This window comes from Desulfoconvexum algidum, from assembly GCF_055382125.1.
In genome coordinates, this window is record NZ_AP042394.1 from 2,252,482 (window position 1) to 2,266,369 (window position 13,888).

General features: G+C 41.5%; 20 protein-coding genes and 2 pseudogenes. 14 read left to right on the forward strand and 8 right to left on the reverse strand.

Annotated elements, in window-relative coordinates; genetic code table 11:
* The first annotated feature begins 5 nt into the window (after positions 1-5).
* On the forward strand, positions 6-1,010 hold the full coding sequence (locus tag ACZ45G_RS10260; protein ID WP_464177700.1) for an NAD-dependent epimerase: 1,005 nt from the start codon (positions 6-8) through the stop codon (positions 1,008-1,010).
* Positions 1,010-1,735: a CPBP family glutamic-type intramembrane protease gene (locus tag ACZ45G_RS10265; protein WP_464177702.1), complete on the forward strand. Its 726-nt coding sequence runs from the start codon at positions 1,010-1,012 to the stop codon at positions 1,733-1,735. The genes ACZ45G_RS10260 and ACZ45G_RS10265 overlap by 1 nt, the downstream gene beginning before the upstream one ends.
* A 3-nt stretch (positions 1,736-1,738) precedes the next feature.
* On the opposite strand, the pseudogene ACZ45G_RS10270 reads toward ACZ45G_RS10265, so the two are convergent.
* Positions 1,739-1,999 (reverse strand): annotated as a pseudogene (locus ACZ45G_RS10270) (type II toxin-antitoxin system RelE/ParE family toxin); the annotation flags it as partial.
* Between the two features lie 249 nt (positions 2,000-2,248).
* Here ACZ45G_RS10270 and ACZ45G_RS10275 point away from each other — a divergent pair.
* On the forward strand, positions 2,249-2,770 hold the full coding sequence (locus tag ACZ45G_RS10275) for a cupin domain-containing protein (protein WP_464177704.1): 522 nt from the start codon (positions 2,249-2,251) through the stop codon (positions 2,768-2,770).
* Positions 2,771-3,788: 1,018 nt separating this feature from the next.
* Here the strand turns inward: ACZ45G_RS10275 and ACZ45G_RS10280 are convergent.
* Genes ACZ45G_RS10280 through ACZ45G_RS10290 form a run of 3 tightly spaced genes read right to left on the reverse strand, consistent with a single transcriptional unit; the run spans position 3,789 to position 4,829 of the window.
* The gene (locus ACZ45G_RS10280; RefSeq protein WP_464177706.1) at positions 3,789-4,058 is read right to left on the reverse strand and encodes a hypothetical protein; all 270 of its coding nucleotides are present in this window, start codon (positions 4,056-4,058) and stop codon (positions 3,789-3,791) included.
* 13 nt (positions 4,059-4,071) lie between these two features.
* Positions 4,072-4,458: a hypothetical protein gene (locus tag ACZ45G_RS10285; protein ID WP_464177708.1), complete on the reverse strand. Its 387-nt coding sequence runs from the start codon at positions 4,456-4,458 to the stop codon at positions 4,072-4,074.
* Complete coding sequence (locus tag ACZ45G_RS10290; RefSeq protein WP_464177710.1) at positions 4,455-4,829, reverse strand: hypothetical protein; 375 nt, start codon at positions 4,827-4,829, stop codon at positions 4,455-4,457. Before ACZ45G_RS10290 ends, ACZ45G_RS10285 begins: the two co-directional genes overlap by 4 nt.
* A gap of 178 nt (positions 4,830-5,007) precedes the next feature.
* On the opposite strand from ACZ45G_RS10290, the gene ACZ45G_RS10295 reads away from it, so the two are divergent.
* Positions 5,008-5,220, forward strand: coding sequence for an ATP-binding domain-containing protein (locus ACZ45G_RS10295; RefSeq protein WP_464177712.1), 213 nt, complete (start codon positions 5,008-5,010; stop codon positions 5,218-5,220).
* 281 nt (positions 5,221-5,501) lie between these two features.
* Here the strand turns inward: ACZ45G_RS10295 and vapC are convergent, their stop codons facing one another.
* From vapC to ACZ45G_RS10310, 3 genes are all read right to left on the reverse strand, one after another.
* Positions 5,502-5,897, reverse strand: coding sequence for a type II toxin-antitoxin system tRNA(fMet)-specific endonuclease VapC (vapC, locus tag ACZ45G_RS10300; protein ID WP_464177714.1), 396 nt, complete (start codon positions 5,895-5,897; stop codon positions 5,502-5,504).
* Positions 5,898-6,131, reverse strand: a complete 234-nt coding sequence (locus tag ACZ45G_RS10305) for a hypothetical protein (protein WP_464177716.1) — start codon at positions 6,129-6,131, stop codon at positions 5,898-5,900.
* A 70-nt stretch (positions 6,132-6,201) separates the two neighbouring features.
* Positions 6,202-6,390, reverse strand: a complete 189-nt coding sequence (locus ACZ45G_RS10310) for a hypothetical protein (protein ID WP_464177718.1) — start codon at positions 6,388-6,390, stop codon at positions 6,202-6,204.
* A gap of 308 nt (positions 6,391-6,698) precedes the next feature.
* Between ACZ45G_RS10310 and ACZ45G_RS10315 the strand changes: the two genes are divergently transcribed.
* Positions 6,699-6,920 carry a hypothetical protein gene (locus ACZ45G_RS10315; RefSeq protein ID WP_464177720.1) on the forward strand — a complete coding sequence of 74 codons (222 nt, stop codon included), beginning with the start codon at positions 6,699-6,701 and terminating at the stop codon, positions 6,918-6,920.
* A 98-nt stretch (positions 6,921-7,018) separates the two neighbouring features.
* The gene (locus tag ACZ45G_RS10320) at positions 7,019-7,243 is read left to right on the forward strand and encodes a hypothetical protein (protein WP_464177722.1); all 225 of its coding nucleotides are present in this window, start codon (positions 7,019-7,021) and stop codon (positions 7,241-7,243) included.
* A gap of 614 nt (positions 7,244-7,857) precedes the next feature.
* On the opposite strand, the pseudogene ACZ45G_RS10325 reads toward ACZ45G_RS10320, so the two are convergent.
* Positions 7,858-8,013, reverse strand: a pseudogene (locus ACZ45G_RS10325) (ATP-binding protein); the annotation flags it as partial.
* A 689-nt stretch (positions 8,014-8,702) separates the two neighbouring features.
* On the opposite strand from ACZ45G_RS10325, the gene ACZ45G_RS10330 reads away from it, so the two are divergent.
* The 8 genes from ACZ45G_RS10330 to istB all read left to right on the forward strand — a co-directional run bounded on the left by ACZ45G_RS10330 (position 8,703) and on the right by istB (position 13,174).
* Complete coding sequence (locus tag ACZ45G_RS10330) at positions 8,703-9,095, forward strand: ATP-binding domain-containing protein (protein WP_464177725.1); 393 nt, start codon at positions 8,703-8,705, stop codon at positions 9,093-9,095.
* A 53-nt stretch (positions 9,096-9,148) separates the two neighbouring features.
* Positions 9,149-9,430, forward strand: coding sequence for a ribbon-helix-helix domain-containing protein (locus tag ACZ45G_RS10335; protein ID WP_464177727.1), 282 nt, complete (start codon positions 9,149-9,151; stop codon positions 9,428-9,430).
* The gene (locus ACZ45G_RS10340) at positions 9,430-9,753 is read left to right on the forward strand and encodes a type II toxin-antitoxin system RelE/ParE family toxin (RefSeq protein ID WP_464177729.1); all 324 of its coding nucleotides are present in this window, start codon (positions 9,430-9,432) and stop codon (positions 9,751-9,753) included. Before ACZ45G_RS10335 ends, ACZ45G_RS10340 begins: the two co-directional genes overlap by 1 nt.
* A gap of 366 nt (positions 9,754-10,119) precedes the next feature.
* Complete coding sequence (locus ACZ45G_RS10345; RefSeq protein ID WP_464177731.1) at positions 10,120-10,566, forward strand: hypothetical protein; 447 nt, start codon at positions 10,120-10,122, stop codon at positions 10,564-10,566.
* Positions 10,567-10,644: 78 nt separating this feature from the next.
* Positions 10,645-10,965 carry a hypothetical protein gene (locus ACZ45G_RS10350; protein WP_464171865.1) on the forward strand — a complete coding sequence of 107 codons (321 nt, stop codon included), beginning with the start codon at positions 10,645-10,647 and terminating at the stop codon, positions 10,963-10,965.
* Positions 10,966-10,974: 9 nt separating this feature from the next.
* A complete protein-coding gene (gene istA / locus ACZ45G_RS10355; protein ID WP_464177733.1) occupies positions 10,975-12,165 on the forward strand; it encodes an IS21 family transposase in 1,191 nt (396 codons plus the stop codon).
* A 50-nt stretch (positions 12,166-12,215) separates the two neighbouring features.
* Positions 12,216-12,452, forward strand: a complete 237-nt coding sequence (locus ACZ45G_RS10360) for a hypothetical protein (RefSeq protein WP_464177735.1) — start codon at positions 12,216-12,218, stop codon at positions 12,450-12,452.
* A complete protein-coding gene (gene istB, locus ACZ45G_RS10365) occupies positions 12,449-13,174 on the forward strand; it encodes an IS21-like element helper ATPase IstB (protein ID WP_464171863.1) in 726 nt (241 codons plus the stop codon). The genes ACZ45G_RS10360 and istB overlap by 4 nt, the downstream gene beginning before the upstream one ends.
* Positions 13,175-13,888: the final 714 nt, after the last annotated feature.

The following is a 13,888-nucleotide window of genomic DNA, read 5'->3' on the forward strand; positions in this document are numbered from 1 at the left end:
TGTTTATGAATGTTCTTGTAACGGGCGCTGCCGGTTTTATCGGGGCCAATCTTAGTTTACGTCTCCTCAAAGAAGGGCACACTGTATGCGGCTTAGATAATTTAAATGATTACTATGATGTCAATTTGAAGAAAGCCCGGTTGGCACCAATTATAGAATATCCCGGGTTTGATTTCCAGCAGCTTGATTTGGCAGACAGGGGTAAGATTGAAGCGCTGTTTAAAGCCAATTCCTTTGATTGTGTGGTGAATCTGGCTGCCCAGGCCGGGGTGCGCTACAGTATCGAAAATCCCGCTTCCTATGTGGATTCAAATCTTGTGGGATTTGGCAATATTCTGGAAGGCTGCCGTCATTCAAAGGTTAAGCATTTTGTTTATGCTTCCAGCAGTTCGGTTTACGGGCTTAACACCCTGATGCCGTTTTCCGTGCGTCACAACGTGGATCACCCGGTCAGCCTCTATGCTGCTTCCAAAAAGGCCAATGAGCTCATGGCCCATACCTATAGCTATCTGTATAATCTGCCCACAACCGGCCTTCGATTCTTTACGGTTTACGGCCCCTGGGGCAGGCCGGATATGGCATTGTTTCTCTTTACCAATGCTATTTTAAATGACAAACCCATCAAGGTGTTTAACAACGGGAATATGCAGCGGGACTTTACCTATATCGACGATATTGTGGAAGGGGTAATCCGGGTAATGAAAAATATCCCCGAGGCAGACCCCAAATGGTCTTCGGACGCGCCTAATCCTTCTTCAAGCTGTGTGCCCTATAAATTATATAATATCGGGAATAATCAGCCCATAGCGCTCATGAAGTTTGTCCATGCCATTGAAGATGCCCTTGGGAAAAAAGCAGTTATAGATTATCTGCCCATGCAGCCCGGAGATGTTGCTGCCACCTATGCCGATGTGAGTGATCTTACAGCAGACATAGGTTTCAAACCATCCACATCCATTAAACAAGGGATTCAGAGTTTTGTTGACTGGTACAGGGTTTATTACGCTTGATGACCTTGAAAAAAGCTGACCTCTCCACATTGTCAAACCGGGATTTGATGATCCCTTATTTTGCCCCTTACTTTGCCTATGTGGGCATTGCCTCTGTTTTTCAAAACCTGATTCCCATAGAAATCAACTATGTTCTCCGGCTCATTGCGGTTCCCGCATTGCTTTTTTGGGCCTGGAGATGGTATGTGCCGGTAACGGGCCCCAAATCTCTGGCCGGCTCTTTTGTTTTTGGAGTGGGGTTTGGACTCCTGGGACTTGTGCTGTGGTGTGTCCTCTATGCACCCTTTACCGAACCCGACACCATGGCCTGGTCAACTTCCGGGTTTTATCTGAGACTTGTATCCGCCTCCCTGGTTGTGCCGGTCTTTGAAGAGATGGTCATGCGCGGCTATGTGTTCAGATTTGCCCTGCAATGGGACCAAATCAGAAGAAACAGGTCCAGAAGAAATAAAATCCAAGGCTCCTTTTTAAAAACCCTTGATGACGCCAATATCTCAACCGTCAGGCCGGGGGAGTGGAGTGTCCTTGCCGTTGTGATCTCCAGTATTGTTTTTGCTGCGGGCCACACTGTCCCGGAATGGCCGGCAGCAATTGCCTACGGACTTTTAATCTCCATTTTATGGATCATCAGAAAAGACTTGTTCTCCTGCATCATTGCCCACGCCACCACCAACCTGACCCTGGCCCTGTATGTATATTTCACCGGCCATTGGGAACTCTGGTAGTTTTTACCTCTTATGATAATCAACAATTTCTACATCATGGGCATTTTCTTCCTTCCATATGAAAAAAATGCGCCACTGGTCGTTAATTCTGATGCTGTGTTGATTTTTTCTGTTGCCTTTTAATTGTTCAAGTCTATTCCCTGGTGGTATCCTCAAGCTGTTCAAAGAAACGGATGCATTCAAAACTTCAAGTTTTATCCTGGCCACTCTGGATATACTCCTGAATTTTTTGGCATCCAAGTCATTAAAAAGTTTTTCCATATTTTTATTGCTAAAGGGTTAGGGAGCGCCGGAGACTCCTACAATGCCACAAGTGAGAGGTTTCGCATTCTATTATAATAGACGGGGAAGCTCCCACGCTCATACCTTGAAACAAAATATAAAAAGTATTGTACTCTTGCAAGAATAATATAACCAGTCAGGTATCCCGGTTGTGAAACTGCAATCGGGATATCTCTTTCCTTTTTTTAAATCTGGTATTATAATATTTGAAAATCTTTAATGGATTCAAATATGCCAAACGATTCAACAGACTCCGCTGTATCACACATCTTTCAGGATGACGGTACATTCCCAAACAGTCCTTTGCCATTACTGCTATATGAACAAGTTTTGAATGCAGCCCCCGTCAATCCTGCTGATATAGAAAAATTATTTCACTCAAACAAATGGATCAACTCCTGGCGAAATGGTCTTTACTCCTACCACCATTACCACAGCACGGCTCATGAGGTGCTTGGCCTCTATTCCGGTTGGGTCAAAGCTCAACTCGGTGGACCAAATGGAAAGATTGTAACGGTCAAGGCTGGTGATGTAATTGTTATTCCTGCCGGGGTGGCCCATAAAAATATTGATCAATCGCCTGATTTTAAAGTTGTCGGTGCATACCCCAAAGGACAGATACCCGATATGAAGTACGGCAAACAGGGGGAAAGGCCGGGGGCTGATGAAAATATTAAAGCAGTGGCATTGCCTGAATGTGATCCTATTTATGGGGGAAAAGGGCCTTTGATTAAAGAGTGGGATAGTCTGTAAACGTTATTAACAACCGGAATCCGTTTCCGGCGTGAGAGAACTTCAATACCACCCCTTAAACGCTGAAACACCTGGTTTTTCGTTGCAAGAGATACATGAGAATACATTAAATACATAGCGTTTTGTATCCGCTTTTGTATCCTGGATTCTTAATAGTTTGACATGACCACCAGGAAAATCATTCAACTTGTTCTTGCCACAATTCCCAAATCTCATGACCAATAGTACTGTATTGTTCTTTTTCTCCTGCAAGGTCTTTATTGAAATAATCTCATAAAGGCGATTTTGTTATTTGTCAATAATTTTCTATAAATACAAATAGTTATGGAGTCATTTGGAATCATTTGGAGAATACAATCTCTTTACTAAGCCCACTCTCTCAAAAAACAGCCACAGACAGATCCACACCAATCCATACTTGATCCATAGAGAAACAAGGGGAACCACCAGGGAAGGGTAAGACTGGACGTGGATTTTTCAAAAACCATCTTAGTAATATTAGCCTATCTTTTCGGGCACCATAAAAAATTATCTATAATTACAATTCGTTACTTTTTTAAAGCATCTGTTATGGCACTACTTTTGTTTATTGTTTTCTTAATCGTTCTTCCAGGGTAAGAAGATATCCCCAAAGCGGAATATATTATCTGTTGTCTTGGTTCAGGACGGGTGCTTTTTCTGACATGCACAACATCATCATTTTTGCACTGCATTGAAATTGTGGTTCTATTTTGACCTATCAGTTGTTTTCTCAATTCAGACCAACTACTTGTGATATCGGTTTCTTTTAGCCGATACCGGATGCTATGAACCAAATGGTAAGCCAACACACTTATAAAAAGGTGGCCTGTTTAGTTGATTATGACTTCAACAATTCCAGGTCAAGTGAGCAAACTTTAATTTTGCCTCTATTTCTTTTTACCAACTCCTGGCACAAAATGGCAGGCTGACCGGGAATGCTATGATCGTAATATTCGTTTAATAATTGTTTCTCCTGCTCTGTCGGGATTCCCATTTTTCAACCTTTTGCCCAAAACCAATTAATTTTATGTATAAATCCCATAATCCAAACATGATTTCCATTGAGCTGCTGAATGATATGATCAACATAATCCAAATCTTTGGACAATGTAAAATCTCCTACATGGACAACGGTGTCATTTTCACTTTTTACAACGGAATTATGGTTTTCAATTAATGCCCGATCCATTTCTTCAATAGACGAATGCCGCCGGTATTGTAGCATTTCGGAGTGTCCATAATGTTCATCGCTTGTAAACCACCACAATTTTATCACCTCTTTAATAATGAAGTTTACGGATATCTTTTGGTCCAGGGATTAAATGAGCATCGTCCGGATAAAGGTCTCTGATAGCTTGGATTAGTGCTCCCCTTTTAAACTTTGTTTTCTTGCTCAGCCAGTAATCGCTAAAATCCAGTTCCATCCCGTCACTTACGGCCCAATCTTCCGGAATCCGGCCAATATCATCAATGACATGAAGTTCCAAAGCAGGTTTTACTGGTCCTGGGATCTCGGTGTTTAACAATAAAATGCCTTTTCGATGATGGAGCATGTGGCGATGAAATTCGCCAAATTGCCGAAACCAAAAATCGATTCTCATATTTGCTTCTGTGTATTTGTCACCATACATTTCCAAGCTTCTCTGTTCATGATACGCTAATTTCATTCCAGTAATCCTTTTACAAAACCCATCAAGTCTTTTTTGTTTTCGAAACTCACTATCTGCCCTTGGGGGACGCCGTCAATCGCCAGTTTTACCCGTTTTTCTATTTCGTCTCGAGTGCTTACAGAAAGAGTGATTTCATCTTCATCAAAGCCAGCCAGAATATCGGTTCTTTCAATTTTATCTTCCGGAATTTCAATAATTATCTTTTTCATAGCTGATCCTTTTATTGGCAGACGCACTAATCTTTGAGCTGCCGGAGGCAAACTCTGAAAGACCCTCAACTGCTCTTCCGGCGAGGGGGATGGTCTGAGTTTGTCTAATTTCAATTTTTGGATATAATGTGGAAACATTTCCAGCCTGGATTCTGGCATTTTTGTTTTCCTATAAATAATGGTTGCGGTTAAGATTTTTTTTAGAAAAGAATAGTTTTTTCAGGATTTTGCCACTTCACTTCGAAATCCAAATATTGGCCAGCTTCCAAGTTATCGAAACTAATGATGTCAACGGGTGTTGCCCTCTCGTCTTAGGGAGGTGGAGACCGTCTATGCCATGACCGTGCATAAATCCCAGGGGGCAGAGTTCGATCACACGGCTCTGGTGTTGCCGGACACCATGAGTCCGGTGCTGACCCGTGAACTGGTCTACACCGGGATCACCCGTGCCCGCTCCTGGTTTACCCAGGCAAGCCCCGCTGGCAATCTCTTGGGAGCAGCGGTTGAGCAGCTTATCCACAGGGCCTTTGGCCTCGGGGACCTTCTCTAATTTAGGGCCAGGCTTAGTTTTTTGTTCTATCGTGTCAATTAACGTCCAACTTTGACCCCAGTAGGTGTGATATCGGCCACAGAATGAGTTTATCAGAGCTGTTGGCCGTTAAATTAAAAAAAACCAGTGCCCATAATTATACCCGGAATGATATTAGAGTGATGAGCTGGAAAGATTTTACCAACCTGGAAGTTAAAGCAGTATCAAGCAAGAAGCCCCCTCTCTGAATTCTGGCCAGAATTAAATGCCCAGATTTTTCATGAAGTATTTTCTTTGTGCCTTTAACTTACCCAGTCTTCAATCCTTAGGCCTTTAACCCGGTTAAACTCTTTGGTATTATGCGTAACCAAAGTGGCATTCAGACTCAATGCAGCTCCCGCAATAAGATTATCCAGGGGGCCTATCGGCAGACCCTGGGCTTCAAGACTTGCCCTGATCTCAGCAGAGAACCTTGCCTCTTTTGATGTAAAGGGTAAAACAATAATGCTCGATACAAAAGTATTTAATTCCGTCTTTGTTTTGGATGAGTTGTCAGATTTTGCTACCCCCACCTCCAGTTCATGCAATGTGATCGCTGATATAAAAATTTCTTCGGGAGATTTCGAAAAAATTTCTTCAGCAACACCCCCCATCCCTTTAAAAAAATATATGACTATATTGGTATCAAGGACATACATTTAAAAAGACTCCCGGGGGCAATCCTGCCCAGAATTCGACCTGATTTCTTCAATCGTTGGGAACTCATCCCCCCAACTTCCCGCCAGACCAACGAAATCTTTCGGCCATTCGGTGGCAATTTTTTCTTTTATGATTCCGGCAATCCATTTGCTGACAGATAAATTATTTGACTTCGCAGCCGCCTTTAATTTCACTTCAACATCCTTATCGAGATAAATAGTTACTTGGCTCATATCAATATCCCCCTATATTTAAAAACAAATTATAATTATAATTATAATTTGTTTTTAAATATAAGTAAAGTTAAAAAATTTTTCGACTCATCCATTTTTCCAAAAGAACGTCCTGGATGGTATATTTCCCATTTTTCACAATAATTTCTTTTTGAGCCAAGCCACTTAAAAATCGTGTCACGATTGAACCAGTTCTGATAGCCACAGAATCTAAAGCTTTTCCTGAAAACAAGTTTTTCCCATTGTTAAGCAAAACCAATTTTAATGTTTTCCTGTGATTGTCGGTTACCCACGACTTGTTACAATTACTTGATGTTGAATCCTTGGCCAAAGGGTTGGATGCCAGCTCCCGAATCTCAAGAAAAACAATCCTTAAATGGAGGGACCGGATTAAAGATACGTGGGTTGTGCAGCCGGGACAATTTGGCGTAAGACTAAGTCATGTAATTATCGATCTGGGGACTATGGAAATGGAGAAACACGGCCATGGAAGCCATATGGAAAGATTAGACTATAATAAAGACTAATTGCATATAAAAGTAGATCAAAAAAAAGACTAATAGAAAAATGGCAAAACAAAATGATTACATTCGGTTCTCAGATTTGTCCGTGGAAGAGCAAGAAAAATTTAAGGTATTCCTGGGAAAAACTGCCAGGAGCTTCCCGATTATTGATGGCGAAGGTGATTGTTCCTGGAGAACCGATTACGAAGCTTTTGCCCGGGGTGCTGATCCTTACGCTGGTCTCCGGGTATCTGAAAAATACGCGGAAAAATTGGGGGAGCGGTAGAAAATAAAAAAGCCGGAAGCACTTGATCAGAGGGCTCTAATTGCCCGAGATAAGCGGTGTTCCCAGCTATTAAATCATGATAAAGAAACAGGAGTTAGATGTCAAGATGGCTTAAGAAATTTTATTCCCGGGTTCGATTAAGCGTTGGCTATGACAGATCCATGGCTATGTCCATATTCTGGGTCGAAAACCGCATTGGATGGCCATTAACAGGCCTTTGGTGGGCCGGGATCTTGATATCCTATCTCTTTTATCTTGTCTGCCTGGCAACAGGAAGAGTCTCTTATGATTTGGAGCCCTGGAAAAGGAAACCCTTTACATAAAGGATGCAAAAGGAATATATGCAAAAAAAACAGCCAGAGAAGCTTATAAACATGCCCTCCCCGGAGAATCTTATAGAAAAACCCCGAAGAGTTCGATGTATGACGGTGTTGTTGGAGCATCAAAAGGATTTCAAATAAATTGTGAAGGATGAGTATCTTTCATAAAAAAGAACAAGCCATAAGTTGTATCTTATGTCAATACAATATCTTACAATAACAGCATTATACGATGAATTTTACGTAGCTAATTTTAAGGCGTTCAACAACCCATCTTATAATGAGGATCGGAAATTACATGTTCGTCGAGGGAAAGGCCACAAAGATCGACTGGTGCCTTTACCAGATCTTGCGTTGCAGGGATTACGAGCATTATGGAAAAAACACAGTCATCCATATTTATTGTTTCCTAATGCCAATGGTTTATTAAAAACAGTTCAAAAAGCGACGACTCATATGGATTGTAAACAGCGGCTTAAAATCCAGCCAAAAACACCGTTTAAAAACCAGCCACCCAAGTTGATGAACGCACCTGTGCGGCACTGGCAATAAACCAAAGTCAAAAGTCCCCCTATTCAGGTCCGAATAGAAGGACCCTATTTGTTTTCAGTCATTTTTTATAATTTCTTTCGATAACTATCTCCCTCCATTATAAGGATATCAGAGTTGTAAACGAGGCGGTCGGCAATCGCTGTAGCAACAGTGGTTCCGTCAAAGATGTTTCCCCATTTAGCAAACGGCAGATTTGTCGTTATGATATACGAGGCCTGTACATACGGTTCTGTGAGAGGGGTGAGACCGGGTTAATTACCCGGTCTCACCCTACTCGATTTAGATTTTCAGGTAGCCATTAGGCATCTTGTAGACGTCTAACTGCTACCTTAAAGATGCCTATCTGCTGCTTTTAAGCTGCTTTCAAGATAGCAGTTAGACGTCTTTAAGGCAGCTTTAAGGCAGCTTCAAGCTGCCTTAAATTTTTAGACCGAGGGGTTACAGTAACAGGGGAAAAAAGGCTACAGTAACAAACATAAATCTGTATTGAAAAAGGGTTACAGTAACGTAGGGAGCATCAAAAAAGTCAGGGGTTACAGTAACACCCCCACTTTTGTACTCGAAAACCAAATCCATTTGTAATTACCCGGGCATCAAATAGGATATTTTTGAATATCAAACTTAAAATAAATAAAGAAAAATTCGGATTTCAAAAATAAAATCATTGGGCATCGGTTTCTTTTTTTGTTACTCAAATAAATTTTTTTTAAATTGTCAAAAAAAATATCGAAAAGGGCATCAATGATTTTATATTTGCGTCAAGATAAGCCCGGAACATTGGGAAAGGAGGAAATAAACTCTTTGGAATTTGTTATTGTTACCCAGTGGGTGTGAATCCCACTTGATTAAAACTTAGTCAGCAGATCAATAGGAAGGTCCGAGGGTAACCCCTGTCGGCATCGTCCTTGATGTGACGGATGGACGGGATCCTGGCACCCATGGGCTGAGGGTGGTCTTTCCCATGACCGACGGTTCCTTGAAAAGGGAGCTGCCCTCCCGCTTTAGGGAGGTGGAAGCCGTCTATGTCATGACCGTGCATAAATCCCAGGGGTCAGAGTTCGATCACACGGCTCTGGTGTTGTCGGACACCATGAGTCCGGTGCTGACCAGTGAACTGGTCTACACAGGGATCACTTGTGCCCGCTCCTGGTTTACCCTGGCAACCATATTCAACTCAATATACACCATGCATATTAAAAGGGTACCCCACTTTCAATGGCAGTGTTATAAAAACGATCTTCCCAGAAAGCACCTTTACGGTTTTTCCGGCGGTTGTACGCCTACCCTGTCATGTTCATGTTGACCCTCGCTTTTTAAAAAGGTATGATTAAATCATACTTTATCGGAGGGTTATATATGCAACAAGAAAAAGCCGAAAGAATTACAATTTCTTTACCGCCCGATATGCTGGCCTCTATCAAAAAAGAGGTCAGTTCAGGGTCCTATGGTTCAACGAGTGAACTAATAAGGGAAGCCATGAGAATGTGGCAGAGAAGAGAAGAAGAGTACAAAGCAAGAATCTCATTAATCCGTGAACGTTTGGCACGTTCAGAGCAAAGCGGTGAACCCGTCCCGCTTAACACAGCCTTTAAAACCATTGAGGAGCTACACCAACAAAGGGCAAAGAAAGAAGTATAATGAAAATATATGAAGTTTATTTGATGCCGGATGCAATCAAAGACCTTGAACATATCTATGAATATATTTCAGCGCAAAGTGGATTTCCTGAAAGAGCTTGGGCCTACATCGAAGGACTTAGACTCAAATGTCAGAAGTTAGAAACGGCACCGCTAAGAGGTCAGCAACGCAACGATTTAATGAAAAATTTGAGAATATATCCCCTCAATAAAAAAACCGTTGCAGCTTTTGTCGTTGATGAAGACCAACAGGCGGTTAGAATTCTGAATATATTCTATGGGGGAAGAGATTTGGAAGCTATTATGTTAGCCTCAAGAGTATAACATTAGGCAATGATATATCATACAAAAAACTTCATTACATATCATCGGTGGTCTGAAAATATTAAAAATCGCCTATCGTAAAAAAAGGCAACAATAGTTCTTTCCGGTCTGTCCCCTCATCCTAACAAAAAAATGCACTTTTCGATTCCCGACATGAGGTTTTCCTTCATTCGGTTCTGTTTTGTTTTTTCACAATGCACCCTTCACGGGTGTGATCAAGATTTTAATTCCGCCCCAAAATCCGGGAATGTACTTCCCCGGCCCGATTTAATTCAATCCATCTAATTCCCTTAAAAATAAATTTTTCAAAATTTAATTTCTTCCATATAATTCCATTTCGTACCCAACGATGTTTACATGGAGGGAATGATGGATCCGATACCTTGTCCCGGTTGCGATTCGTTTTTTGTGCCAAGAAATAAACTACAGATTTTTTGTACCGATCCGGATTGCCAAAGAACCAGAAAAGCCCTATGGCAAAAACAAAAATTGGTATGTGACCCTGAATACAAAAAAGATCAAAAATTGGCTAATCAAAAATGGCTTCAGAATAACCCCGATTACTGGACGAAATATCGTCAAAGAAATCCGAAAAAAGCCGACAGGAACCGCTCTTTACAGAAAATCAGAAACTGTAAAATTCAAAAAAACAAGGTCCATTCCAAGGCATCAAGAACTATCGGTATTGCAAAGATGGACTCGAGCAAGTCCAGGAACCAAGGGCTTTTAGGCCAATATTGGCTTGTTCCCGTCGTTGCAAAGATGGACCCGGTAAAAATTTTTATCGCTACAGCCCCAGTCTGTTCGCCATAATTGCAAAGATGGACTCGAGGACTGGAGAAAAATTTTGTGTTACAGAGATCATGAACCCCATCAGGCCAGGAGGGCATCATGATAAGAAAAAAAGTGCTTATTCAAGACCGGATACGCCGTACCGGCAAGAGTTTTTGTTTTATCCCTCACCGCTTCCTTACAGACGGATTTTTACAATCATTGACCCGGCATGAGTTGGCATTATACCTGTTCCTTGTGTTGGCCTCAGACAAACATGGCCTTTCATATTACGGAGACAAAAGCATCTGCTCTAAACTGGGCCTTAAAGAACAAGACTATCTTTTTGCCCGCAGTTGCTTGATCCACAAAGACCTTATCGTTTATGACGGCACCCTGTTCCAGGTGCTTTCCCTGCCGAAAAGTGCCCATAAAATATAAGGAGGAGCAATGATTGACATGAGAATGATTTTTGAAATCCACCGGTTAAAAGATATGGGAATGTCCAATCGAGAAATCTCAAAAGCAATTGGCTGCAGCAGGAAAACGGTATCAAAGTATATCTCCAACCCAGAGTCGAAACCATCTAAAAGGAAAGCCCGGACGCTGAAACTGTCACCATACCACGACTATATCCGGGAAATAATAAACAGATATCCAAAGCTCAAAGCACCCGTTGTTTTACGTCAGATACAAAAAAAGGGTTTTGATGGCGAAATAAGCATTTTGAGGGATTTTCTGCGTAAAATCCGGGGACAGTCCTTAAAAAAGCAGGCGTATAGCCGATTTGAATCAGAACCCGGGCAACAAATGCAGGTTGACTGGGGGCATTTTGGGACCATCTCATATGGAAAAACCAAAAGAAAGCTGTATGGGCTTGCCGTCATTGAATCCCACAGCAGGATGCTTTATGTTTCTTTTACCCATAGCCAGAAACAAGAAGCCCTTCATCAGGCTTTGTTTGATGCCTTTAAGTATTTTGGCGGCCCCCCGGAAGAACTTGTGGTGGATAACATGATCACAGCGGTGACTGAACGGACAGGCGCTCTGATACGTTTTAATGACAGTTTTCTTCATTTTTTACTCCCCCTTGGTATCAAGCCTGTGGCCTGCAACATCAGATCTCCCCATGAAAAAGGAAAAATTGAAAGAAGCATTCATTATATCCGGCACAATTTTTTGCCATTAAGAGAATTTAACAACCTGCCAGAACTCCAGTCCCAGGCTATGGAATGGTTAAACAATATTGCCAACACCAGGACACATAGTACGACAGGAGAAATCCCGGTAAAAAGACTTCAGAGATACCGACTTAAAAAGTTTCCGTATCCTGCCCCGGATTACAGGGAAATACACTCCTTATATGTCCATAAAGATTTTTCCGTGAGATTTGACTCCAATACGTATAGTGTTCCGGTTTGGACGATTGGTAAAACTGTTGTTTTGAAAGCAAATCAGGAAAAAGTATGGATGTATTACAAAACCCGATGTATTGCCGTCCATGCTCGGTCCTGGGAAAAAAACAAAGGATCGAACTCGAATCCCATAAATCACAACTTCATAAGCTTAGAAAAAGAAGGCTTGCTGACAAAAACGTTCTTGCCTTTTTGTCTTTGGGTCAAACGGCGCTGGATTATTTGAATGAACTTGAAAAAACAAGGTCTCCATTAAAAAAGGACATCATCCAGATAATGACCCTGAAAGACAAATATGGAGACAGTTCAATAATTATCGCCCTGAACAAAGCATTGGATCTAAAATTATATGGTGCGGGTTATATCCAGAATATTCTTTACCAGGAGATGACACCCAAAACCTGTCATCCACCTGTGAAACTGAAAAGTGATACTCTCAACGAGATAAGACTTTGCTCCCCAAACCTTGCAGAATATGATGCTCTGGTCCTCAAAAAAAGGAAAAAGACATGAATACCGTTATAGAAAAGTTCAAAACATTAAGGCTAAGAAATTGTGCCCAAAACATAGAAAGCATCATTGAACAGGCGAACCAAAAAAACCTGTCTCCCCTTCAAGCCATTGAACGGTTAATCGACATTGAAATCGAAGAACGGGATAAAGCCAGGATGGTATTAAGGTTCAAGCAGTCCGGGCTTGATACAAAGGTCACCATTGATCAATTTGATTTTAATTATCACAAGTCCCGACAGGCTCAAAAAAGTATAATCTTAAACCTTATGGATCTTGAGTTTATTGAGAAGAAAAAAGATATCATCATGATTGGTAATCCTGGCACAGGAAAAAGTTATTTGGCTAAATGTATCGCCTTTGCTGCGACCCAGGCTGGAATAAAAACGCTTTTCACTACTGCCATGGATATGATCAATCATTTGATAGCAGCGGAAGCGGATCATAATCTGCTCAAAAAACTTAAATATTATCAATCACCGGATACTTTAGTCGTAGATGAAATTGGGTACCTTCCGCTTGGCCAACAGGGATCAAATCTGATTTTCCAGGTAATCAGTGCAAGGCATGAGAAAAAATCTACCATGATTACAACCAACTTGCCATTTGCCCAATGGGGAAACATTTTTGACAGCACTACTGTTGCCACAGCGATTGCTGACCGTCTTGTGTACAACTCTGATATCCTTGTATTGGAGGGCCCAAGCTATAGAAAGAGGAATTAATCGAAAAAAATAAAAACTGAAAAACTGGTAATTTTTTAACCGGCATATAAGACCTCTTGATCGTTTTTTTTAGTATCAAAATGGATAGGTACGTCCTAACTCAGGTGTGGGGCATTTTGGAATCCTGGTTTTGGGGCAAAAACAAATCCCTGATCACACTTCACGGGGACAGCCCCCGTAGCAACGAAAAACTCAAGTCCATTCTTTTTGAATCTTTTCCACGTGTTTGGTGTCAAACACTTGCTGTTTAGCTGACTGAGCCTTTTGGCCCATCAATAAAATCTGCCGACTATAAGCCAATTCAACTTGAAAAAGCCAATCCAACTTGAAAAAGACCTGTTTAGGATATAATACAGATTTTTCCGGTACTGTCTGTTTCCGCAATCGGTGCCCGTAGAAACTTGCGTAGCAGGGTCAGCTAATAGTGTCGCTAATACGCCGGGCTATTTTATTCATAAGCCTGTTGTGGGGAATGTTATCGAAGGAACACCGAGCAAATGAAGTATGTTGCTGTGAAGCTCCGTAATGATTAACAGAAGATTATAAAATCATACCTCCTGCTCTGCAGGAGGTCGGTGATTCAGTCATCATGCTATTCCGATCTGTGTTGAAAAGTTTGTCCAGACTCCTTCCGAGCCGGTCATCATTATATTTGATGCATTGTTTTACTCTTCATCCATACCATCAAGGTATCTACCCACACCTGCACCATTT

Bases quoted from the DNA above. Each gene is read 5' to 3' on its own strand.
- ACZ45G_RS10315 (WP_464177720.1), top strand. From the start codon at position 6,699: ATGGCAAAACAAAATGATTACATTCGGTTCTCAGATTTGTCCGTGGAA.
- ACZ45G_RS10275 (WP_464177704.1), top strand. From the start codon at position 2,249: ATGCCAAACGATTCAACAGACTCCGCTGTATCACACATCTTTCAGGAT.
- vapC (WP_464177714.1), bottom strand. From the start codon at position 5,897: ATGTATGTCCTTGATACCAATATAGTCATATATTTTTTTAAAGGGATG.
- ACZ45G_RS10305 (WP_464177716.1), bottom strand. From the start codon at position 6,131: ATGAGCCAAGTAACTATTTATCTCGATAAGGATGTTGAAGTGAAATTA.
- ACZ45G_RS10285 (WP_464177708.1), bottom strand. From the start codon at position 4,458: ATGAAATTAGCGTATCATGAACAGAGAAGCTTGGAAATGTATGGTGAC.
- ACZ45G_RS10350 (WP_464171865.1), top strand. From the start codon at position 10,645: ATGATAAGAAAAAAAGTGCTTATTCAAGACCGGATACGCCGTACCGGC.
- ACZ45G_RS10345 (WP_464177731.1), top strand. From the start codon at position 10,120: ATGATGGATCCGATACCTTGTCCCGGTTGCGATTCGTTTTTTGTGCCA.
- istA (WP_464177733.1), top strand. From the start codon at position 10,975: ATGATTGACATGAGAATGATTTTTGAAATCCACCGGTTAAAAGATATG.
- ACZ45G_RS10320 (WP_464177722.1), top strand. From the start codon at position 7,019: ATGTCAAGATGGCTTAAGAAATTTTATTCCCGGGTTCGATTAAGCGTT.
- ACZ45G_RS10340 (WP_464177729.1), top strand. From the start codon at position 9,430: ATGAAAATATATGAAGTTTATTTGATGCCGGATGCAATCAAAGACCTT.
- ACZ45G_RS10290 (WP_464177710.1), bottom strand. From the start codon at position 4,829: ATGCCAGAATCCAGGCTGGAAATGTTTCCACATTATATCCAAAAATTG.
- ACZ45G_RS10335 (WP_464177727.1), top strand. From the start codon at position 9,149: ATGCAACAAGAAAAAGCCGAAAGAATTACAATTTCTTTACCGCCCGAT.
- ACZ45G_RS10295 (WP_464177712.1), top strand. From the start codon at position 5,008: ATGACCGTGCATAAATCCCAGGGGGCAGAGTTCGATCACACGGCTCTG.
- ACZ45G_RS10265 (WP_464177702.1), top strand. From the start codon at position 1,010: ATGACCTTGAAAAAAGCTGACCTCTCCACATTGTCAAACCGGGATTTG.
- ACZ45G_RS10360 (WP_464177735.1), top strand. From the start codon at position 12,216: ATGACCCTGAAAGACAAATATGGAGACAGTTCAATAATTATCGCCCTG.
- ACZ45G_RS10260 (WP_464177700.1), top strand. From the start codon at position 6: ATGAATGTTCTTGTAACGGGCGCTGCCGGTTTTATCGGGGCCAATCTT.
- istB (WP_464171863.1), top strand. From the start codon at position 12,449: ATGAATACCGTTATAGAAAAGTTCAAAACATTAAGGCTAAGAAATTGT.